Source organism: Mumia sp. ZJ1417 (assembly GCF_014127285.1).
Lineage (GTDB): Bacteria > Actinomycetota > Actinomycetes > Propionibacteriales > Nocardioidaceae > Mumia.
Map to the genome: position 1 here is coordinate 1011236 of NZ_CP059901.1, position 19926 is coordinate 1031161.

Here is a 19926-nt window from a genome sequence, read left to right on the forward strand (position 1 = left end):
CACCATGAGCTCGCTCGACCTCGACGCAGACGTCGTCGACCTCACTGCCGCCCTCGTCGACATCCCTTCGGAGAGCCGCGACGAGGCGACGATCGCCGACGCCGTCGAGGCTGCCCTGCGCGACGCACCCCACCTCGAGGTCGTCCGCGACGGGCACACCCTCGTCGCGCGGACGGCGCTCGGCCGCGACAGCCGCGTCGTGATCGCCGGCCACCTTGACACCGTCCCGGCGAACGACAACCTCCCCTCGCGCCTGGTCGCCGACGACCTGTGGGGTCTGGGCTCCTGCGACATGAAGGGCGGCGTCGCCGTTGCGCTGCGCGCCGCCGCGCACGTCACGCAGCCGGTGCGTGACGTCACGTACGTCTTCTACGAGGCCGAGGAGATCGAGGCCTCCGCCAACGGTCTCGGTCGGCTGGCGCGCGAGCGTCCCGAGCTGCTCGCCGGTGACTTCGCAATCCTCATGGAGCCGTCGAACGGTGTCATCGAGGCAGGCTGCCAGGGATCGCTGCGCGTCGACGTCATCACCCGCGGCGAGCGGGCGCACGCAGCGCGCTCGTGGATGGGCGACAACGCCGTCCACCGGCTCGCCCCGGTCCTGCAGCGGCTCGTCGACCACCAGGCCCGCAGCCCCGTCATCGACGGCCTGACCTATCGGGAGGGCCTCAACGCAGTCGGCATCAGCGGCGGCGTCGCTTCCAACGTCGTCCCGGACGAGGCGCGGCTGAGCGTGAACTATCGCTTCGCGCCCGACCGTACGGAGGAGGAGGCGCTCGCGTACCTCCACGAGGTCTTCGACGGGTACGACCTCGCCGTGACCGACACGGCGCCAGGTGCGATGCCCGGGCTCGACCGGCCGGCCGCAGCGGCGTTCGTCGCGGCGATGGGCGTCGAGGTGAATCCGAAGTTCGGCTGGACCGACGTCGCGCAGTTCACCCGGCTGGGCGTTCCGGCGGTCAACTTCGGCCCCGGGGACCCGCTGCTGGCCCACAAGCAGGACGAGCGGGTGCCGGTGGCCCAGCTGCTCGCGGTCGAGCAGCGTCTACACGCGTGGTTGAGGGGCGAGGGAGGACAACGATGAGTGACGACTGGCCGGGCGGAGCTCCGCCTGCATCGGAGCGCGAGAACAACGAGCGGGTCAAGGGGCCTGTCGTCATGCGACGGGGCCAGATCACGCCGACGACGACGGACCAGCGGCTCCTCGACACGCGTGGACGCGCCGACTGGCTCCACACCGACCCGTGGCGGGTGCTGCGGATCCAGGCTGAGTTCGTCGAGGGCTTCGGCGCCCTGTCCGAGCTTGGCCCCGCAGTGAGCGTGTTCGGCTCGGCCCGGATGGCTCCGGGATCGCGCTGGTACGAGGCCGCCCGCGAGGTCGGCCACCGCTTCGCCGACGCCGGGATCGGAGTCATCACCGGCGGTGGGCCGGGGATCATGGAGGCGGCGAACCGCGGTGCCTGTGAGGGCGGCGGGGTCTCCGTCGGCCTCGGCATCGAGCTGCCGTTCGAGGAGAAGATGAACCCGTGGGTCGACCTCGGGGTCAACTTCCGCTACTTCTTCGCCCGCAAGACGATGTTCGTCAAGTACGCGCAGGGGTTCGTGGTCTTCCCCGGTGGCTACGGCACGCTCGACGAGCTGTTCGAAGCGCTCACGCTGGCCCAGACCCGCAAGGTCACGCAGTTCCCGGTGGTGCTCTACGGCACCTCGTACTGGAACGGCCTGCTCGACTGGCTGCACGGCGCCGTCCTCGAGGAGGGGGCCATCGTCTCCGACGACGTGGACCGGCTGATCGTGACTGACGACGTCGACGAGGTCGTCGCGCAGTTCCAGGGCTCCTGAGCCCGGCCGACCCCGGCGCCGACGCCTGGCGCGCCGCGAGCGGTGCGAGCCCGCCGTACGGCAGAATTGGCCGGACAGTCCGAGGGACGGAGAACACGTGCGGGTCTCGTCACAGCAGCGTCGTGAGCAGCTCATCGAGGCAGCGCTCGTCGTGGCCAAGCGCGATGGCGTCGGCGCGGTCAGCACCCGCACCGTCGCCGCCGAGGCCGGCGCCACGCCGGGCATCGTCCACTACGTCTTCGCGTCGATGGACGAGCTCCTGCGCGCGATGATCGGGCGGATGGCCGAGCAGTACATCGATACCGTCACCGACGCTGCCGTCGCCGGCGAGCACGACGCCACCTCGCTCCTCGTGCAGAGCTTCACCCAGCTGTGGAACTCCGTCGAGGACGACCCCGACGGTCACCTGCTCACCTTCGAGGTCGCCGCGCACGCCCTGCGCAACGCCGGGTTCAACGACCTCGCCCAGTGGCAGTACGCGACCTACCGCGAGACGGCGAAGCGGGTCCTCGAGCGCGTCGCCGAGGTGTGCGACGTCGAGTGGACGCTGCCCCTCGACGTGCTGGCGCGCATGCTCGTCGTGATCAACGACGGCGTGGTGCTGTCGTGGCTCGTCGACCGCGACAGCGAGAAGGCCCGCGAGGTCTATGCCGCGTTCGTCCGCGAGGTCGCGTCCTACGCCAGTCCGCGTCGAGAGACGGCGGGCTGACGGGTCCCCGCGATCGAGGCGACCATGTCGAGGCACTGACGGGTCGCCGTGACGTCGTGCGTCCGGAACACCCTCACGCCAGCCGCCGCTGACCAGGCGGTCGCGGCGAGCGTGCCAGGCAGCCGGTCGTCCCGCTCGACGTCGAGCGTCTCGCCGATGAAGTCCTTGCGCGACAGCGCGACCATCACCGGCCACCCCGTCGCAACGAGCTCGCCGATCCGGCGCGTGAGGATCAGCGAGTGGCGCGTGTTCTTGCCGAAGTCGTGCGTGGGGTCCAGCAGCACGCCCTCGGGCGCGACACCGGCGTCCACCGCGCGCTGTGCCAGCGTGGTCGTCCGCGCGACGACATCGGCCACCACGTCCTCGTACGCGGGCCTGAACGGGTCCGTACGCGGCGCGAGGCCGCCGGTGTGGCTGCAGACGATCCCGGCGCCGTGCTGCGCGGCGACATGCACGAGCTCGGGATCGTGCCCGGCCCACGTGTCGTTCACCAGGTCGGCCCCCCGCGCGCACAACACGTCGGCGACCTCGCTGCGCCAGGTGTCGACGCTGAGCACGAGGTCGGGGTAGCGCGCACGCGCGGCCTCGACGAAGTCCGCCGTACGGCGCAGCTCCTCGGCGGGGCCGACCGCGTCGCCGTACCCGGCCTTGACGCCTCCGATGTCGACGATGTCAGCGCCGTCGGCGACCACGGCGTCGAGGTAGGCAAGGGCGTCCTCGAACGCAAACGTGCGGCCACGGTCGTAGAAGGAGTCGGGGGTCCGGTTCACGATCGCCATGACCGCGTGCTCTCCCGGCGCGAACACGCGGTCGCGCAGTCGGAGCTCCATGGCACGATCGTAGGCGTGATCTGGATCGGAGTCCTCGTGGGTGCGCTGATCGTCGGTGCTGCCGTCACGGTCGTGGCGGGGCGCACAGGGGCGCTGGGGCCGCCCGTGTCGACGCGGCGCGACGTCCTGGTGCCCGCTGAGGGTGAGCTGACAGCTCGCGACCTGCGTGCGGTGCGGTTCACCCGTGCCTGGCGCGGCTACGCCCGCGACGAGGTCGACGCCCTGCTCGCGCGTCTGGAGGCCGACGCCGACGCCCGCGCGGCCGCCGCCGACGAGGCGCCGCGTACGGCCGACGAGACGGGAAAGCGTGATGAGTGACGCGGTCGTCGGCCACGACGGCCTCGCGCGCTGCCCTTGGGCGGAGTCGTCGGACGAGATGCGGGTCTACCACGACACCGAGTGGGGGCGCTCGGTCCGCGACGAGCGCGGGCTCTTCGAGCGGCTGACCCTCGAGGCGTTCCAGTCGGGGCTGTCGTGGGCGATCGTGCTGCGCAAGCGCCCGCGGTTCCGCGAGGTGTTCGCCGACTTCGACCCGGAGGTCGTCGCCGCGTACGACGGTGCGCGGGTCGCGGAGCTGCTCGACGACGCCGGCATCATCCGCAACCGCACCAAGGTCGAGGCGACGATCGCCAACGCGGGCGCGGTGCGGGCGCTCGAGGGCGGGTTCGCCGATCTCGTCTGGTCGTTCGCGCCGCCGGCTCGGCCCCGCCCGGCGTCGGTGGCCGACGTGCCGGCGGTGACGCCGGAGTCGAAGGCGCTCGCGGCATCGCTGAAGCGTCACGGGTTCGTGTTCGTCGGTCCTACGACGGCATACGCCCTCATGCAGGCCACGGGCATGGTGGACGACCACCTCGCCGGCTGCCACGTGCGGACGGAGCCTGTCTGAGCGAGGATCGGGCGCATGCCGACCCTCGTGCGTGCTGTCCGAATCGGCGTCGCACTCGCGATGCTGCCCGTCCCGGCGCTGGTCGTGCCCGGCGCCGTCGCGGCCCCGACGTCCGGCGCACCGGCCTCCGTCGTGATCGCGGACACCGCAGTGCGGGCCGCTCCGCGCCCGGCGGTGGTCGAGCGGGTCGTCTTCGGCCAGTCACGCCGGGGGCGTGACCTCGTGGCGTACCGGCTCGGCGACCCGGACGCCACCCGCTCCGCTGTCGTGATCGCCGCGATGCACGGTGACGAGCGCAAGCCGCAGGCCATCCTCCGTACGCTGCGCGACGGGAGGCCGATCGAGGGCCTCGACCTGTGGATCGTGCCCAACGCCAACCCCGACGGAGTCGCCCGCAAGGCCCGCCGCAACGCCCGCGGCGTCGACCTCAACCGCAACTACCCACGCAGGTGGAAGCGCTCGAAGCGTGGGCCGACCTGGTCCGGGCCGCGTGCGGCGTCCGAGCCCGAGACGAAGGCGATGATGCGGTTCCTTCGCCGCGTCGACCCCGATCAGGTGGTGTCGTTCCACCAGCCGCTCTACGGGATCGACACCAGCGGCACCGGCAACCGCCCGCTCGCCCGCAGGTTGGCGAAGCACCTCAAGCTGCCCAGGCGCTCCTTCTCCTGCGGGTCGGGCTGCCACGGCACGCTCTCGCAGTGGTTCAACCATCGGCTCGACGGCCAGCTGGTCACCGTCGAGCTCAGCCGGCGACCGTCCCGGGCCTACCTGACCGGGACCGCGCCGCACGGCCTCCTCAAGGCGCTCGGCGGTCGCCGCGTCTGACGGGCCGCGAGAGGAAGGTCAGCGACCGACGAAGGTCGGCTTCTCCTTGGCCACGAAGGCCTCGACGGCGGCCGTGTGGTCCTCGGTCGCGCCCGTGAGCGCCATCAGCCGCGCCTCGTTGGAGAGCGACTCGGGGAGCGAGTGGGTGGCAGAGAACGCGAGCGCCCGCTTCAGCGACGCGTACGCGATCGTCGGGCCGGACGCCAGACGGGTCGCGAGGCTCCGTACGGTCTCGGCGAGCTCCTCGTCGGGGACGACCTGGGTCGCGAGACCGAGCGAGGCGGCCTCCTCGGCGCCGACTGTGCGGGGCAGCATCAGCAGCTCGGTCGCCTTCGGGAGGCCGACGAGCCGCTGGAGTGTCCACGACGCGCCCGTGTCGGCCGACAGGGCGATGCTGGCGAACGCGAGGTTGAACCCGGCCGAGGCGCCGACGATCCGGAAGTCCGCCGCGAAGGCGATCGAGGCCCCGGCGCCCGCGGCGATCCCGTTGACGGCAGCGATCACCGGCTTCGGCATCTGCGTGATCGCGAGCACCATCGGGTTGAAGTGCTCCTCGACGGTGTTGCCGAGCGAGACCTCGCCGCTGCGGAGCGCCGCGATGTGCTCCTTGAGGTCCTGACCGGCACTGAACGCCCGCCCCGAACCGGTCACGACGACGCACCGGACGGTGTCGTCGGCAGCCGCCTTCTGCAGCGCGTCACGGAACGCGACCTTGGTCTCGTCGTTGAAGCTGTTGAGCGTTTCGGGGCGTGAGAGCGTGATCGTCGCGACGGCCTCAGAGAGGTCGTACGTCACAGAAGAGGCGGGCTCGGTCATGGCGTCAGTCTGCCGCATTCACCGATGACGCGACCGTGCGCGATAATGGACCCACTCAAGGTGCACGCGTCGGCGCTGCGCACGAAGGAGAGGGGAACGCATGGCGGCCATGAAGCCTCGGACCGGGGACGGCCCGCTGGAGGTCACCAAGGAAGGACGTTGCATCGTGATGCGGGTTCCGCTCGAAGGTGGTGGGCGGCTCGTCGTCGAGCTCACCAACAACGAGGCCTCCGACCTCGGTGATGCCCTGAAGGCTGTCTGAGTGGCCTCGCACCCCGGTCTGACCGTCCGCTGGTCGCTGCGTGACGCCCCCGTCGGCACGCTCGACCGGCTGAAGGAGTACGTCCGGGACACCTCGTACGAGCGGTTCGCCGGCAAGGACGGCCTCGCCTTCAAGACCTGGCGCGCACGTGAAGGCGCCTGGTTCGAGGGTGTGTACGTCTTTGCCGACGATGCCGAGCGGGCAGCGTTCCAGGAGTCGTTCACCGCCTCGGCGGACACGGCTCCTGGATCGCAGATCATCGGCAGCAGCCCGGTGCTCATCGAGGAGTGCGAGATCGTGGCGATCGCGGAGGGTGTAGCGGGCTTCGCGCCCGCCGCGTCCTTCGGGTGATCGCCTTCGGGTGATCGCCTTCGGCTGATCGCTAGGGCCCCCTCGTCGCAGGCCCCGCTGTCGTCGCAGCGGGGCCCGCGACGGGGGACCGAACGGAGCGGCACCGCTCACAGGAGATCGGCGAGCAGGGCGGCTGCGCGTGCGGCGCCGTCGGTCTCGACGCGCCTCGTCGCGGGTGTGCGTCCGACCTCGGCGAGCAGTGCGTGAGCCAGCGCGTCCGGGTTGCACGCCTCCTCGTACGCGAGCCTGTGTCCGGCCCCGTACTGCCTGAGCCGGTGCGGCACGTGGACGTTCTGCTCGAAGTGGTGGCGCAGCGGGACGTAGACGAACGGCACCCCCTGCGCCGTGAGCTCCATGCAGGTCGTGAGTCCGCCCTGGACCAGCGCCACGTCCGCCGCACCGAGTGTCCGGTGCAGGTCGGGGACGAACCCCCTCAGGCGCACACCGCGCCTGCGCGGGAGACCGCGCGGGTCGATCCGGGGCCCGGTGGCCACGAGGAACCGCATCCGCGGCTCGACCCGCCTGATCATCGGCACCGCGTCGAGCACCCGCCGCAGGAGGGGTTCGCCGACCCCGGAGCCGCCGACCGTGACGACGCAGAACAGGTCCTCGGGGCTCAGCCCGAGCGACGCCCGTACGGCCTGCCGGTCGGCCTCCCCGATCGGGTCGAAGCCGGTGACGTAGCCCGAGAACGCGAAGTTCTCCTCCGTCCACTCGCGGATCCCCGGCAGGCCCGGGCCGAAGGTCTCGTCCACCACGTCGTCAGGGTTGCCGACGAACACCGACCGGTCGCGCACCCGCTGGAACCGCGCCCGGTGCTCGATCATCTCGGCGTTGTGGTCGGCGGTGAGCGCTGCCTCGGCGGGCCCGCCGTCGGCCATCGGGACCCACCCGACGAAGTCGGTGAACCACGCGAACGCGAACCGCTTGAGCTCGGGGTTCTCGTGCAGGAAGTAGTCGACGTCCCACGCCTCGTCGCCGACCACGAGGTCGTACGGCTCCTCGCGCACGAGGTCGTCGAACACGCCGAAGTTGGCGGCCAGGATCTCGTCCATCCGCCGGATCGCTTGGAACGCGTGCAGGTCGTGCTCGGCTGCCTCGTCCTCCACGTGCGCGCACTCGCTCGCCAGGAACGCCGAGGCGGGGTGGACGTGCTCCCCGGCACGCGCGAGGACCCCGGTCGCCGGCTCCTGGGTCAGCCAGTCGATCTGGAGGTCGGGGTGGTGCTTGCGCAAGGCGTCGGCGATCGCCAGGTCGCGGCGGACGTGGCCGAGCCCGATCGGCGAGGTGAGGTAGAGCGCGCGCCGTGGTCTGCGGCGACCCCGTGTCCACGTGCGGCGTACGGAGGTCTCGGGCCACAGGCGCTCGGCGAACTCTCGTACGGCCCGGGTGACCGCGACCGGGGAGCGTGCGTGAGGGGCATGACCGCCGCCGGCGATCGTGAGCAGGGTGCCGCCTGTCGCGTCGGCGAGGGCGACCCCCTCGGCGTACGGGCGTACGTGGTCGTCATCGCCGTGGATCACGAGGAGCGGCACGTCCGCCTGGACCACGCGCTGGGCGAATCCGGGGGCCCGGCACGAGGTGCGGGCGAACTCGGTGTCGACGAGGCGTTCGGGTCCGATCTCGTGTCCCCAGGCGACGCAGTCCTCGATCTGCTTCGTGGAGTGCGGCTCGGTGAACATCCGCCCGAAGAAGAACCGGAGGAAGTGGTCGTAGTCGCCGTGGAGCCAGGTGTGACGGGTGAAGGTGGCCCACCCCTCGGGCGTCGTTGCGGGGTCGGCGGGCTCTTGGAGGAACACCTGGCGCTCGCGCTCCTCGATCCCGGGCACGAGTCCGAGGGCGGGGCCGATCGCGACGACGCCGGCCACCTCCTCGGGTGCCTCGAGGGCCATCGCGAGCGACCAGGCCACGCCGCAGGAGAAGCCGACGACGAGCGCCGGATCGGGGTCGGCGCCACGGCGCACTCGCGCGAGGACGGCCCGCGCGTCGGCGACGAACTCCTCGTCGGCGTAGGCCTCGGGCCCCGCCGGACGGTCCGAGCCTCCGCTGCCGCGGCCGTCGAAGGTGACGACACGGAAGTGGCGGGCGAGGGTCGGCACCTGTGCCTTCCACGTGAGCGACGGGATGATCGACCAGGTCGGCATCAGCAAGATCGTGTGCGGGGCATCCCCGAACACCTCGTACGCGACACGGACCCCGTCGCGGACGACGGAACCGTGGTCGTCGGGCTCCCTGGCGCGCATCGTCCCCCTCCGTCAGCGGCCGTCGCACCCAGTCTGCCCTTGCAGACGGGTGCGACGGCCCCGCGTTGTCAGCCCGATCGGGAAGCGGCTCACTTCCGTACGGCCAGCACCCGGTGGAAGGGCGTCTGCGCCACCGACTCGAACTGCGAGAAGCCGGCGGCCGAGGTGATCTCGCGGATCTTGGCCGGACCGGCTTGGGTCCCCAGCGCCAGGCCGACCTCCTGCGACAGCGACGCCGGGGTGCACAGGAGCGTCGAGAACCCGTAGTACGCCCGCCCGACCGGATTGAGGTTGTCCTCGACACGGTCGCCGGCCATCGGCTCGACGATCATCCACACGCCGTCGTCGGCGAGGGCACGGTGCACGTGCCGGGCGGCGCCGACGGGGTCGCCCATGTCGTGGAGCGCGTCGAACGTCGTCACCACGTCGTACGGGGTCTCGTCGAGCTTCTGCGCCGACGTCGCCTCGAACCGCACCCGGTCGGCGACGCCGGCGGCCTCCGCCCGTTCGCGCGCGACGTCGATCGACGCCGCGTGGTAGTCCGAGCCCACGAACCTCGAGCGAGGGAACGCCTCGGCCATGAGGATCGTCGACGCGCCGTGCCCGCAGCCGATGTCGGCGACCGTCGCGCCGTCACGGAGCTTGTCCGCCGCGCCCGCGGCCGGCAGCCAGTCGTCGACCAGGTGGGCCAGGTAGCTGGGACGGAAGAACCGCTCGCAGCCGACGTGGACGTCCGAGTTGTGCTCGTGCCAGCCGAGACCGGCCGAGTCACGCGCCGCCTCGACGATGTGCGCCGAGTCTGCGACCGTGCCGAGCGCGATCTGGAACAGGCCCGGCAGGAAGGCCGGGCTGGACTCGTCGGTGAGCGCGATCGCGTGCTCGGCAGGGAGCACGTAGCGGCCGGTGTCTGGCTCGTACCGGACGAAGTCCCCGGCGGCCTGCGCGTTGAGCCACTCCCGGGCGTACGGCTCGGCCGTCCCGGTGCGTTCGGCGAGCTCCGACGGTGTGAGTGCGCCGCCGTCGGCCAGCGCGCGGTAGTAGCCGAGCTTGTCTCCGAGCACTACCAGGGCGGCGTTGAGCGTCGCCCCCACCTCGTCGACTGCCCGGAAGACGAACCCCATCAGGACGCCTTCGTCGATCGGCTCTGTGTCGATCTGTGCGGTCATGTCACCCTCCTAGGTGAGCTGTGCGATGCCGTGAACGCTAGGAGCGGGCAGCGGCCCGTCGCATCCGGTGACCCCCCTGGTCCCAAACCGGCCCGGCACGGCCTCGCGGATGGCTAGCCTCGGAGCATGCTCGTCGGACGAGCGCGGGAGTCGGCCGCGATCGCGGACCTGCTGGCGCGCGCTCGGCGCGGGTCCAGCGGTGTCCTCGTCGTCCTCGGAGAGGCGGGGATCGGCAAGTCGACGCTGCTCGACCAGACGCGTGAGACCGCCGCCGATCTGCACGTCCTCGCGGCCGCTGGCGCCGAGCCGGAGCGCGACCTGCCGTTCGCCGGGCTGGCGCAACTGCTCCGTCCGGTGCTCGGCCACCTCGACACGCTGCCGGCGGTGCAGGCCGACGCGCTCGCGCAGGCGCTCGCCCTCCAGCCCGGGGAGCGGGGCAACGGGCCGGCGGGCCCGGGCGAGAGGTTCGCGGTCTCCGCGGCGACCCTGGGGCTGGTGAGCCGTGCGGCCGAGGACCACCCGCTGCTGCTGCTCGTGGACGACCTGCACCACCTCGACCGGCCGTCGGTCGACGCGATCCTGTTCGCCGCACGCCGCCTCCTCACCGACTCCGTCGCGGTCGTCCTCGCGGCACGGCCCGGCGAAGGGGTCGACGAGCTCGTGGCCGATCTCGACCGGCTCGACCTGGGCGGCCTGACGCACGACGAGTGCCGTACGCTCGTCGCCCCGCGCGGGCTGTCGTCCACGCAGGTCGACCGGCTGCACGTCGTCAGCGGCGGCAACCCGTTGGCGGCGCTCGAGATGGCCCGCCGCCCCGACCTGCTGGCGCGAGACCTCGGTGCGGTGCCGGTGCCGCGGCTCATCGAGCAGGCCTTCACGGGCCGGCTGGACGCTCTGAGCCCTCCCGCACGGACCGCGCTGACCGTCGCCGCGCTCGCGGGTGACCTCGACCTCGCGACCGTCGGGAGAGCATGCGCGGCGGCAGGGAGCGACCTCGACCGCCTCGCCGAGGCCGAGGAGGCCGAGCTGGTCGAGGTGGAGCCCGGCCGGGTCCGGTTTCTCCATCCCCTGATGCGGGCGTCGCTCGTGCAGGCGACCGCCCCTGCGTTGCGGCGTCGCCTCCACCGCACCCTCGCGGAGGTGCTGCCCGCCGGTGATCTCGACCGGCGCGCGCTCCACATCTCCGCGTCGACGATCGGGGCCGACACGGACGCGGCGACGGTGCTCGACGAGGCGACCGCCTCAGCGGCCCGCAGGCGCGCGTACGCGGTCGCCTCGGGCTGGGGCGAGCGTGCGGCGCACGCGAGCGCCGATGCGGGCGAGCGCGCCCGGCGCCTCACGCTGGCGGGGGAGCACGCCTGGCTCGGCGGCCTCGCGGACCGCGCGCTCGAGATCTTCGGTGAGGCGGTCGCCGCGGCGCCGGACGAGCAGGCGCGACGCCGGGCCCTCGCGCTGCGCGGCGTGGTCAGCGCGAGGTGCGGCTCGCTCGTCGAGGCGCGTGACCTCCTGCTCGAGGCGTCGCTCCCGATCTCTGCCGACGACCCCGATCTGGCGGTGCTCCTGCTCGCCGAGGCGGTGTACGCCTGCGTCTACCTGGGCGATGCGGCGGCCGTCCGTACCGTCCTCACGCGGCTCGACGCCTACCAGGACAGGACCGAGCATCCACGCAGCCGGATCCTCGGTGACCTCGCCGCGGGCATCGGCCGCGTGATCATCGGCGAGGGAGACGCAGGAGCCGAGCGGATTCGGCGGGCCGTGTCGGCGTCGGGCACCGGTGACCTCGTCGACGACCCGCGCTGGCGGGCCTGGGTGCTGCTCGGCCCGATGTGGCTGCGCGAGTCGGGCGAGGCGAGGGCGCTGGTGGAGGCGGTCGTGACCGACGCGCGCGAGCAGGCGGCCGCAGGAACGTTGCCCTTCCTGCTGTTCCACGCGGCGCGCGACGACGCGGCGACCGACCGCTGGACCTCGGCGGAGGCGGCGTACCGCGAGGCGATCGCCCTCGCCCGCGAGTCCGGCCAGCGCACCGACGAGGCGATCTCCCACGCGGGCCTCGCCTGGCTGCTCGCCCGTCGCGGTCGTGAGGACGAGATGCGGGCGGAGGCGGAGGAGGCCGAACGCCAGTGCGTGCGCAGCCGGCTCAACTTTGGTCGTACGTGGCTGCGGTTCGCGTGGGGCGACCTCGCCGCGGGCCTCGGCCGGTACGACGACGCCGTCACCTCCTACCGCGACCAGCAGTCCCTCGTACGGCACCTCGGCGTCGACGATGCCGACCTGTCACCGGCGCCCGAGCTCGTGGACTGCCTCCTGCGGGTGGGCGAGGTCGGCGCCGCGCACGCGGAAGCGGTCGCGTTCGAGGCGCTCGCCGACGCCAAGGGCCAGCCCTGGTCGCAGGCCCGCGCACACCGGGCGGTCGCGCTCGTCGGGATCGACCCCGAGGAGCGGTACGAGGCCGCGCTGGCGCAGCATGCCCACAGCCCCGACACGTACGAGCGGGCCCGGACCCAGCTGGCGTACGGGGCTTACCTGCGGCGCGCGCGGCGGCGGACCGAGGCTCGGACGGTCCTGCGCGAGGCGCTCGACACCTTCGACCGCCTCACGGCCGCCCCGTGGGCCGAGCAGGCGTCGGCCGAGCTCGCGGCCACAGGGGAGCGCGCGCAGCGCCGCGCGGTCGGGGCCGAGCAGCCGCTGACGCCCCAGGAGCTGCAAGTGGCCCGGTTGCTGGGCGACGGACGGACGACGAGAAAGGCGGCCGCGGCGCTCTTCCTGAGCCCCAAGACCGTCGAGTACCACCTGCGGCACGTCTACATCAAGCTCGGGATCTCCTCGCGCGCCGAGCTGGCCGAACGGCTCAGTGAGGACGCCGAGCTGCGGCAGTGAGGGTGGCTCAGCTCGCGCGTCGCTGGGCGACGAGCAGACCGTCGCCCACCGGCAGCAGCGCCGGGAGGAACCGCTCGTCGTCGAGCAGCGCCTTGCCGAGCTCGCGGATGGCCACCGTGTCCTCGTCGCGACGCGCCGGATCGGCGACGCGGTCGTGCCAGAGCGCGTTGTCGAACGCCAGCACGCCACCGGGGCGCAGCAGGCGTACCGCCTCCTCGACGAAGAGCGGGTAGTCGCGCTTGTCGGCGTCGACGAACACCAGGTCGTAGCCGCCATCGGCGAGCCGGGGCAGCACGTCGAGCGCGGAGCCGGAGATGAGTCGGAAGCGGTTGGGAGCGATGCCTGCCTCGGTCAGCGTGGCACGAGCCAGACGCTGGTGCTCGGCCTCGCGGTCCACCGAGGTGAGGACGCCATCAGGGCGCATCCCGCGCAGCAGCCAGAGACCGGAGACCCCCGTGCCGGTCCCGACCTCGACGACGGCTCCGGCGCCGGAGACGGAGGCGAGCAGCCGCAGAGCGGCGCCTCCGCCCGGTCCGATCGGGGCGACGCCGACCTCGTCCGCACGCGCGCGAGCGTTGAGCAGGTGCTCGTCCTCGATGACGAACTCCTCGGCGTAAAGCCAGCTCTGCGGTGTGATCGCGGTGGCGATGACGAACTCCTCTCGGACGCCGGGACACCCGGCACTGCGCCACAGCCTAGGGCATCAGGACGGTCCGGCCGGGCACCGTGGACCGGAACGACAGACGTGGCGTCCCGCGCTCCGACGGCGTGTGAGATGCGCCACGTCGGGCCGCAGAAGAGCGGATCGGCGTCATAGGGAACCTCCAGGGCCGTCTCATCGTTGTCTCAGATTGTTGGGAGACGATCAGGGTCCGACCAACACAGGAGGTCGTCAGACGATGGGCACGACCACGCAGCCCGCCGACACCCAGCCCTCGAACGACGGGGGCGTCGGCACCTGGGAAGAGATCGTGGAGCAGCACTCCGCGCGTGTCTTCCGGCTCGCCTACCGCCTCACCGGCAACCAGCACGACGCCGAGGACCTCACCCAAGAGGTCTTCATCCGTGTGTTCCGCTCCCTCGAGTCGTTCAAGCCCGGCTCCTTCGAGGGTTGGATCCACCGCATCACGACGAACCTGTTCCTCGACCGCGTCCGCCGGAAGTCGAAGTTCCGCTTCGACCGCTTCGCCGAGGGCGCCGAGGAGCGCCTGACAGCTGCCGACCCCTCGCCCGAGCGGGTCTGGAACGACGCGACGCTCGACGCCGACGTGGAGGGCGCCCTGGCGGCGCTGCCCGACGAGTTCCGCGTCGCCGTTGTCCTCTGCGACATCGAAGGACTGTCGTACGAGGAGATCGCCGACGTCCTCGGGGTCAAGCTCGGGACCGTCCGCTCCCGCATCCACCGCGGGCGCAAGCAGTTGCGCGTCTCCCTCGAGCACCGCGCGCCGTCCGGCTCCCGGACCCGGTTCGCCGGCCCTCTTGACCCGGTGGTGGCGCCGCGCTGATGGCACACCTGGGAGATCGCGTCGCCGCCTTCGTCGACGGGCAGCTGCCCCCCGACGAGGCGGAGCGTGCCCAGGACCACCTCGCGGCCTGCGAGGCGTGCCGCGAGGCCGTGCTCGCCCAGCGCACGCTCAAGCGCCGGATGACCGGGCTCGGGGCGGCTGCGCCGACGCCGTCCACGAGCCTGCTGTCGGCGCTGTCCGACCCGACGCGCCTCGCTGCGGCCGCGCCCCCCTCACGCCTGCACCTGCTCTTCGACCACGCCCTCCTGCGGGCGTCGATCGCCGCGTCCGGCGCCTCGGCCGTGCTGGTCGGGCTCGCCTACGTCGTGGGCGCGCCCCACGCTCCCGTGGACACCGTCCTGCCACCGGTCGACCGGTTCGTCGCGCAGTTCCGCGGCGAGGCCGATCCCGTCCAGCAGACTGTCCGCTCCTCCGCGACCGACCCCGGCACGGAGGTCTCCCTGGCGATCGCCCCGGGGCATGCGATCGCTCCGGCGAGCACCGATTCCGCCGAGGCGGTCTCGCTCCTCGAGCAGGCGCTGGGGTCCGCGGTCAGCGTCCGCCTCCTGGCCCACCGCTACGACCTGTCCGTCGCGCCGTCGGACGTGCCCGGGCGCACCGAGGTGGTCGTTGCTTCTGCCGGCCACCGCATCGCCTCGTACATCCTCGACGATGTCGAGGGGCGGCTCCAGCGGGTCGTGCGCTACGCGCAGTCGGCGCGCGACGACGCGGCGCTGCGCGCGATCTTGCCCGTCTCGCGAGAGACGGGCGTGCAGGCCGCCATGCCGGCGATCCCGGCGTCGGTGGACTCCGTCGTCGAGGATGCTTCCGACGCGCAGGCGTCCCGCGAGGCGGCTTCCGGCGAGAGCGCCGTCGACGGGACGCCGATGAGGGCGTCCCTCGCCGATCGGATTGATGCGGCCACGATCCACGAGCTCGCCTCGGTCGGGTGGCCGTGCCACGACCGGCTCGGCACCGCGCTCGAGCGCGTCTCCGCCCGCTGGGTCGATCTCGCCGGCGACAAGGCGATCGCTCTCACCTACACGGACGGCGTCTCGACCCTCACGGTCTATGAGCAGAACGGCGCGCTCGACGACAGCGCCACCGCGGGATTCCAGCACAGGAACGTCGCAGGGACGTCGGTGTGGGTCCGGCCGGGGACGCCGTCGGTCGCCACCTGGGACTCGCAGGGCATCGTCTTCACGGTCGTCACCGACGGCCCTGTCGACCGCCTCCGCGAGGCGTTCGACCACCTGCCTCAGCAGCCGCGTCGAGACGGCGCGCTCGACCGCGTCCGTACAGGGCTGGCCCGGCTCACGTCCTGGGTGACCCCGGGCGAGAGCCCGACGCGCTGATCAGGTCGCGTCGACGTCGAACGGCGGCGGCTCGCCCGGCTCGAGACGCTTCTGGGCCGGCGACGCCGTCGTTCCTGACGGGGCCGACGGGGTTGCCGACTCGTCGTCGTCGACTGCCCCTTTGACCATCTCGCGCGGGTCGAGGCCCTTGAGCTCGTCGCGCAGCGTCGTGAAGTCATCGCCCATCTCGCGCTGGAGGTCGGACTTCGCGTTGTCGGCCATCTGGCGGACCGTACGGACGAAGCGTCCGAGCTGCCGTGCAAAGTCGGGCAAGCGGTCGGGCCCGAACACCACGATCGCGACGATGGCGATCACGAGGATCTCCGCTACGCCGATGTCGCTGAACATGCGCGAAGCCTAGCCGCGATGAGGCGTACGGTCAGCGACCGGTCGGCGCGAGCCCGAGCTGCATGCCGGCAAGACCGCGTGTACGGCCCGACAATGTCGACGCGATCTGCGTGAGCGCCTTGCCTGCGGGGCTCTGCGGGGCCGAGTCGACGATCGGCACGCCGGCGTCTCCGCCGACCCGCATCTGCTCGTCGAGGGGGATCTGGCCGAGAAGCGGCACGTCGTACCCCAGGCGCTGGCTCAGCGTCGTGGCGACCTTCTGGCCGCCACCGGAGCCGAAGACCTCCATGCGCTCGCCGTTGGGGAGCTCGAGCCACGACATGTTCTCGACGACGCCGACGACGCGCTGGTGCATCATCGAGGCCATCGTGCCCGCGCGCTCGGCCACCGAGGCGGCGGCGTCCTGCGGGGTGGTGACGACGACGACCTCGGCGTTCGGCAGGTGCTGGCCGAGGCTGATCGCCATGTCACCGGTGCCCGGAGGCAGGTCCAGCAGCAGCGCGTCGAGGTCGCCCCAGTAGACGTCGGAGAGCATCTGGACAAGTGCGCGGTCGAGCATCGGGCCACGCCACGCGACGACCTGGTCCTTGCGGGGCTTGAGCATGCCGATGCTCATCACCAGCATCCCGCGGACCGGGACGGGCATGATCATGTCCTCGACCTGGGTCGGACGGGCGTCGCCGACGCCGAGCATGTCGGGGATCGAGTGGCCATAGATGTCGGCGTCCACGATGCCGACCTTGAGGCCCTGCGCAGCCAGCGCCGCGGCGAGGCTGACGGTGACCGAAGACTTGCCGACGCCGCCCTTGCCGGAGGCGATCGCGTACACCTTGGTGAGCGAGCCCGGTTTGGCGAAGGGGATCTCGCGCTGCGTCTGGCCGCCGCGCAGCACCTCTTGCAGGTTCTTGCGCTGCTCGTCGTTCATCACGCCCATGTCGACGACGACGTCGGTGACGCCGGCGACCTTCATGACCGCGGCGGTGACGTCACGCGTGAGGGTGTCCTTGAGCGGACAGCCGGCGACCGTGAGCAGCAGGTGCACGATGACGTTGCCGCCGTCGATGTCGACGCCTTCGACCATGCCGATCTCGGTGATCGGACGGCGGATCTCGGGGTCGTTGACGGTGGACAGCGCGTCGTTGACGGCGTCCGGGTTCACGACGGTCTCTACGGCCATGACATCGATGCTACGTGCGTGGGGGAAGTCACCTCGGCGTCGGGTCGACCTGGCCGTCGGCCTGCTCGTCCTCGGGCCCCGCGAGGCGCTCCTCGATGTCGCTGACCAGCCCGCGCAGCTCCGAGCGCATGAAGTCGCGCGTCGCCACCTCGCCCAGCGCCAGCCGCAGGCTCGCGACCTCGCGGGCGAGGAACTGCATATCGGCGTGCGCACGAGCGGTCTGCTCGCGGTCCTGCTCCTGGGTGACCCGGTCACGGGCCTCCTGCCGGTTCTGGGCGAGCAGGATGAGCGGGGCCGCGTACGAGGCCTGGAGCGACAGCATCAGCGTGAGGAAGATGAACGGGAACGGGTCGAAGCGCAGATCGTCGGGAGCCAGCGTGTTCCAGAGGAACCAGGCGGCGACGAAGACGGTCATCCAGGCGATGAACGTCGCCGTCCCCATGAACCGCGCGAAGCCCTCGGCGAACTTGCCGAACGACTCCGCGTCCATCCGGCGACGGCCCTCGCGCCGCCAGCCCCGGCCGGCCTCGCGGGGCTGGTCGAGACGGACGCGGCGGTCGTCGCGGTCGCTCATCGCGCCACCTCGGACTCGTGGTCGCGCCAGCCTTCGGGCAGCAGCTCGTCGAGGACGTCGTCGACGGTGATCGCGCCGACCAGGTGCTGGGACTCGTCGACGACCGGGCAGGCGACGAGGTTGTACGTGGCGAGGATGCGGGCGACCTCGTGCAAGGAGGTGTCGGGACGCGGCCAGTCGATGTCGTTGACGGCGATCGAACCGACCAGCGACGACGGGGGCTCGCGGAGCAGGTGCTGGAAGTGCACGATCCCGAGGAACCGCCCGGTCGGCGTCTCGACCGGAGGACGGGCGACGTACACGAGCGCGGCCAGCGACGGCGACAGCTCGGGCTCGCGGATGCGGGCCAGGCACTCGGCCAGCGTCGCGTCCGGCGGCAGGATCACGGCGTCGGAGGTCATCAGACCACCGGCCGTGCCCTCCTCGTAGACCATGAGGCGGCGTACGTCGTCGGCCTCCTCGGGCTCCATGAGCGCGAGGAGCTCCTCGGCCGTCGCGAGCGGGAGCTCGGCGATGACGTCGGCGGCGTCGTCGGGCGACATCTCCTCGAGGACGTCCGCGGCGCGCTCGGGATCGAGGCGTCCGAGGATCTCGACCTGGGCGACCTCGGGCATCTCCTCGAGGACGTCGGCGAGCCTCTCGTCGTCGAGCTCGGCGGCGATCTGCGTGCGGCGCTGGATCGGGAGCTCGCGCAGCGCGTTGGCGAGGTCAGCGGGGCGCATCGTGTCCATCGTCGCGAGCAGGTGAGTGGCCCCCTGGGACGGCTGCTCGCCCGCGAGGTCGGCCACGTCGTTCCAGGCCACGACGACCCCGTGGCCCCGGCGGCTGAACCTCTTGGAGCGCTCGCGGACCGCGACGTCGGTGAGATACCAGTCGTGGGTGCGGTCCTGCTCCATCGCGACGTCGTACACGATGCCCTCGAGCTCCTGCGACGGCACGCGGACCGTACGGTCGAACAGCTCGCCGAACACGAGCGTCTCGGTCTGGCGTTGCTCGAACCGCCGGAGGTTCAGCACGCCCGTCGTGATGATCTGGCCACCCTCGAGGGACGTCACGCGGGTCATCGGCAGGAACACGCGTCGACGGCCGAGCACCTCGATCACCAGCCCCAGCACTCGGGGGAGCCGGCCGGCGCTGCGCTGCGTGACGACGACGTCGCGCAGCTTGCCCACCTGGTCCCCCGCGGGGTCGAAGACGGCGTGCCCGGCCAGCCTGGCGAGGAAGATGCGGCTCGTCGAGGTCACGGGGTCAGCCTAGACCCGGAAGCCCCCTCACCCGCGCACGTACGACACCCCGCCACCGCAGTGCGGTGACGGGGCGTCGGATGCTGCCGGGTGAGCGCGAGATCAGCTCTTGCCGCTGGTGGTGAAGATACCGGCCGAGGTGGTGCGCGTTCCCTTGACGACGAAGCGGTACTTGTAGCGCTTCGAGCTGCGGAAGGAGTAGGTCACCTTGCCCTTGCGGTTGAGCTTGAGGGTCTTGACCTTCTTCCACTTGCCGCCGGCCTTGCGCTGCAGGACGACCTTGGTCTTGTAGCGGCCCCACTTGCCGTTGGTGTTGTACTTCTTCAGCGTGATCTTGGCGACCTTGCGGCTGGAGTTGGACCAGCTGCGGATGTTGCCCGACGCGCGGAGGTCGGACTTGATCGCGAAACCGCCGCCGGCGACGCTCGGATCGGTCGCCGTGTAGGTGTTCGTGCCGTCGTACCAGGTGACCCGGACGTTGGCGATGCGGAACGCGCCGCGGCCCCATCCGTTGCGGAACGAGAACGAGGTCTCGGCCCACGTGTAGCCCGAGGACGAGACGTACGCGATCTGGAGGTTGCTCTGCAGCTTGGTCGAGCCGCGGTAGACGTCGGCGTAGACCTTGGCGTTGCCGTACTGGCCCAGCAGGGCGCCGTTGACGACCTGGCCCACGGTGCCAACCTTGACGGTCTTGGTCGAGGCGTTGATCGCCGAGCCACCGTAGCTGTAGCCGACGTTGATCCGAGAGATGTCGAGCGGGCCTGCGGCCGACCGCGCGTTGGCCGACTGCGGGGTGATGTCGATCGCAGCGGACGCCGGCGCGAGCAGGGCGCCCGAGAAGACGAGCGCGGCGCCGGTCATGGTGACCGCGGCGCTCTTGAGGAGGGTCTTCACAGAGGGGGTGCCTTCCTGGGGCAAG

21 protein-coding genes are annotated in these 19926 nt (G+C 71.9%); 11 read left to right on the forward strand and 10 right to left on the reverse strand.

The annotated features are described in order from the left end of the window. The first annotated feature begins 4 nt into the window (after positions 1-4). The 3 genes from dapE to H4N58_RS04875 all read left to right on the forward strand — a co-directional run bounded on the left by dapE (position 5) and on the right by H4N58_RS04875 (position 2548). The gene (gene dapE / locus H4N58_RS04865; RefSeq protein WP_167249798.1) at positions 5-1081 is read left to right on the forward strand and encodes a succinyl-diaminopimelate desuccinylase; all 1077 of its coding nucleotides are present in this window, start codon (positions 5-7) and stop codon (positions 1079-1081) included. Then, on the forward strand, positions 1078-1839 hold the full coding sequence (locus H4N58_RS04870) for a TIGR00730 family Rossman fold protein (RefSeq protein ID WP_167001940.1): 762 nt from the start codon (positions 1078-1080) through the stop codon (positions 1837-1839). The genes dapE and H4N58_RS04870 overlap by 4 nt, the downstream gene beginning before the upstream one ends. 97 nt (positions 1840-1936) lie before the next feature. Further along, positions 1937-2548: a TetR/AcrR family transcriptional regulator gene (locus tag H4N58_RS04875; RefSeq protein WP_167248829.1), complete on the forward strand. Its 612-nt coding sequence runs from the start codon at positions 1937-1939 to the stop codon at positions 2546-2548. Here H4N58_RS04875 and folP read toward each other — a convergent pair. Beyond that, positions 2515-3378, reverse strand: a complete 864-nt coding sequence (folP, locus tag H4N58_RS04880) for a dihydropteroate synthase (RefSeq protein ID WP_167248828.1) — start codon at positions 3376-3378, stop codon at positions 2515-2517. The two genes, H4N58_RS04875 and folP, sit on opposite strands and share 34 nt — an antisense overlap. A gap of 15 nt (positions 3379-3393) precedes the next feature. On the opposite strand from folP, the gene H4N58_RS04885 reads away from it, so the two are divergent. From H4N58_RS04885 to H4N58_RS04895, 3 genes are read left to right on the forward strand one after another with little or no spacing between them, the layout of a single operon-like run. Continuing rightward, on the forward strand, positions 3394-3696 hold the full coding sequence (locus tag H4N58_RS04885) for a DivIVA domain-containing protein (RefSeq protein ID WP_243845011.1): 303 nt from the start codon (positions 3394-3396) through the stop codon (positions 3694-3696). Beyond that, positions 3689-4264, forward strand: coding sequence for a DNA-3-methyladenine glycosylase I (locus tag H4N58_RS04890; protein ID WP_167248827.1), 576 nt, complete (start codon positions 3689-3691; stop codon positions 4262-4264). Before H4N58_RS04885 ends, H4N58_RS04890 begins: the two co-directional genes overlap by 8 nt. Positions 4265-4279: 15 nt before the next feature. Continuing rightward, positions 4280-5089: a M14 family zinc carboxypeptidase gene (locus H4N58_RS04895; RefSeq protein WP_167248826.1), complete on the forward strand. Its 810-nt coding sequence runs from the start codon at positions 4280-4282 to the stop codon at positions 5087-5089. Between the two features lie 18 nt (positions 5090-5107). On the opposite strand, the gene H4N58_RS04900 is transcribed toward H4N58_RS04895, so the two are convergent. Continuing rightward, positions 5108-5905, reverse strand: a complete 798-nt coding sequence (locus H4N58_RS04900) for an enoyl-CoA hydratase-related protein (protein WP_167001949.1) — start codon at positions 5903-5905, stop codon at positions 5108-5110. Positions 5906-6005: 100 nt separating this feature from the next. Between H4N58_RS04900 and H4N58_RS04905 the strand changes: the two genes are divergently transcribed. Together H4N58_RS04905 and H4N58_RS04910 are read left to right on the forward strand one after the other, a co-directional pair. Continuing rightward, positions 6006-6167: a DUF3117 domain-containing protein gene (locus H4N58_RS04905; RefSeq protein ID WP_167001951.1), complete on the forward strand. Its 162-nt coding sequence runs from the start codon at positions 6006-6008 to the stop codon at positions 6165-6167. Next, the gene (locus H4N58_RS04910) at positions 6168-6518 is read left to right on the forward strand and encodes a hypothetical protein (protein ID WP_167001953.1); all 351 of its coding nucleotides are present in this window, start codon (positions 6168-6170) and stop codon (positions 6516-6518) included. It begins immediately after the preceding gene. A gap of 107 nt (positions 6519-6625) precedes the next feature. Here H4N58_RS04910 and H4N58_RS04915 read toward each other — a convergent pair whose 3' ends face one another. Continuing rightward, positions 6626-8761 carry an alpha/beta hydrolase gene (locus tag H4N58_RS04915; protein WP_167248825.1) on the reverse strand — a complete coding sequence of 712 codons (2136 nt, stop codon included), beginning with the start codon at positions 8759-8761 and terminating at the stop codon, positions 6626-6628. Positions 8762-8850: 89 nt separating this feature from the next. Continuing rightward, a complete protein-coding gene (locus H4N58_RS04920) occupies positions 8851-9927 on the reverse strand; it encodes a class I SAM-dependent methyltransferase (RefSeq protein ID WP_167001957.1) in 1077 nt (358 codons plus the stop codon). Between the two features lie 126 nt (positions 9928-10053). Here H4N58_RS04920 and H4N58_RS04925 point away from each other — a divergent pair, with 126 nt between their 5' ends. Continuing rightward, positions 10054-12804 (forward strand): AAA family ATPase, encoded by a 2751-nt coding sequence (locus H4N58_RS04925; protein ID WP_167248824.1) that lies wholly within the window; start codon positions 10054-10056, stop codon positions 12802-12804. Between the two features lie 7 nt (positions 12805-12811). On the opposite strand, the gene H4N58_RS04930 is transcribed toward H4N58_RS04925, so the two are convergent. Further along, positions 12812-13498: an O-methyltransferase gene (locus tag H4N58_RS04930; RefSeq protein WP_370465467.1), complete on the reverse strand. Its 687-nt coding sequence runs from the start codon at positions 13496-13498 to the stop codon at positions 12812-12814. A 205-nt stretch (positions 13499-13703) separates the two neighbouring features. On the opposite strand from H4N58_RS04930, the gene sigE reads away from it, so the two are divergent. Then, on the forward strand, positions 13704-14309 hold the full coding sequence (sigE, locus tag H4N58_RS04935; protein ID WP_208322277.1) for an RNA polymerase sigma factor SigE: 606 nt from the start codon (positions 13704-13706) through the stop codon (positions 14307-14309). Next, positions 14309-15664, forward strand: a complete 1356-nt coding sequence (locus H4N58_RS04940) for a zf-HC2 domain-containing protein (RefSeq protein WP_182397143.1) — start codon at positions 14309-14311, stop codon at positions 15662-15664. Before sigE ends, H4N58_RS04940 begins: the two co-directional genes overlap by 1 nt. Here the strand turns inward: H4N58_RS04940 and H4N58_RS04945 are convergent, their stop codons facing one another. From H4N58_RS04945 to H4N58_RS04965, 5 genes are all read right to left on the reverse strand, one after another. Beyond that, positions 15665-16012 carry a sec-independent translocase gene (locus H4N58_RS04945; RefSeq protein WP_167001963.1) on the reverse strand — a complete coding sequence of 116 codons (348 nt, stop codon included), beginning with the start codon at positions 16010-16012 and terminating at the stop codon, positions 15665-15667. It lies immediately after the preceding gene. Between the two features lie 31 nt (positions 16013-16043). Then, complete coding sequence (locus H4N58_RS04950) at positions 16044-17189, reverse strand: Mrp/NBP35 family ATP-binding protein (protein ID WP_167001965.1); 1146 nt, start codon at positions 17187-17189, stop codon at positions 16044-16046. 28 nt (positions 17190-17217) lie between these two features. Further along, a complete protein-coding gene (locus H4N58_RS04955) occupies positions 17218-17763 on the reverse strand; it encodes a DUF1003 domain-containing protein (protein ID WP_167001967.1) in 546 nt (181 codons plus the stop codon). After that, positions 17760-19007: a magnesium transporter MgtE N-terminal domain-containing protein gene (locus H4N58_RS04960; protein ID WP_243842899.1), complete on the reverse strand. Its 1248-nt coding sequence runs from the start codon at positions 19005-19007 to the stop codon at positions 17760-17762. Before H4N58_RS04960 ends, H4N58_RS04955 begins: the two co-directional genes overlap by 4 nt. 102 nt (positions 19008-19109) lie before the next feature. Continuing rightward, a complete protein-coding gene (locus H4N58_RS04965; RefSeq protein ID WP_167001969.1) occupies positions 19110-19901 on the reverse strand; it encodes a hypothetical protein in 792 nt (263 codons plus the stop codon). Positions 19902-19926: the final 25 nt, after the last annotated feature.

Excerpts from the sequence above, each read along its gene's own strand:
- H4N58_RS04945 (WP_167001963.1), bottom strand. The coding sequence starts at position 16,012 with ATGTTCAGCGACATCGGCGTAGCGGAGATCCTCGTGATCGCCATCGTC.
- dapE (WP_167249798.1), top strand. The coding sequence starts at position 5 with ATGAGCTCGCTCGACCTCGACGCAGACGTCGTCGACCTCACTGCCGCC.
- H4N58_RS04940 (WP_182397143.1), top strand. The coding sequence starts at position 14,309 with ATGGCACACCTGGGAGATCGCGTCGCCGCCTTCGTCGACGGGCAGCTG.
- H4N58_RS04890 (WP_167248827.1), top strand. The coding sequence starts at position 3,689 with ATGAGTGACGCGGTCGTCGGCCACGACGGCCTCGCGCGCTGCCCTTGG.
- H4N58_RS04900 (WP_167001949.1), bottom strand. The coding sequence starts at position 5,905 with ATGACCGAGCCCGCCTCTTCTGTGACGTACGACCTCTCTGAGGCCGTC.
- H4N58_RS04870 (WP_167001940.1), top strand. The coding sequence starts at position 1,078 with ATGAGTGACGACTGGCCGGGCGGAGCTCCGCCTGCATCGGAGCGCGAG.
- H4N58_RS04915 (WP_167248825.1), bottom strand. The coding sequence starts at position 8,761 with ATGCGCGCCAGGGAGCCCGACGACCACGGTTCCGTCGTCCGCGACGGG.
- H4N58_RS04895 (WP_167248826.1), top strand. The coding sequence starts at position 4,280 with ATGCCGACCCTCGTGCGTGCTGTCCGAATCGGCGTCGCACTCGCGATG.
- H4N58_RS04955 (WP_167001967.1), bottom strand. The coding sequence starts at position 17,763 with ATGAGCGACCGCGACGACCGCCGCGTCCGTCTCGACCAGCCCCGCGAG.
- H4N58_RS04950 (WP_167001965.1), bottom strand. The coding sequence starts at position 17,189 with ATGGCCGTAGAGACCGTCGTGAACCCGGACGCCGTCAACGACGCGCTG.
- H4N58_RS04905 (WP_167001951.1), top strand. The coding sequence starts at position 6,006 with ATGGCGGCCATGAAGCCTCGGACCGGGGACGGCCCGCTGGAGGTCACC.
- H4N58_RS04925 (WP_167248824.1), top strand. The coding sequence starts at position 10,054 with ATGCTCGTCGGACGAGCGCGGGAGTCGGCCGCGATCGCGGACCTGCTG.
- sigE (WP_208322277.1), top strand. The coding sequence starts at position 13,704 with ATGGGCACGACCACGCAGCCCGCCGACACCCAGCCCTCGAACGACGGG.
- H4N58_RS04920 (WP_167001957.1), bottom strand. The coding sequence starts at position 9,927 with ATGACCGCACAGATCGACACAGAGCCGATCGACGAAGGCGTCCTGATG.
- folP (WP_167248828.1), bottom strand. The coding sequence starts at position 3,378 with ATGGAGCTCCGACTGCGCGACCGCGTGTTCGCGCCGGGAGAGCACGCG.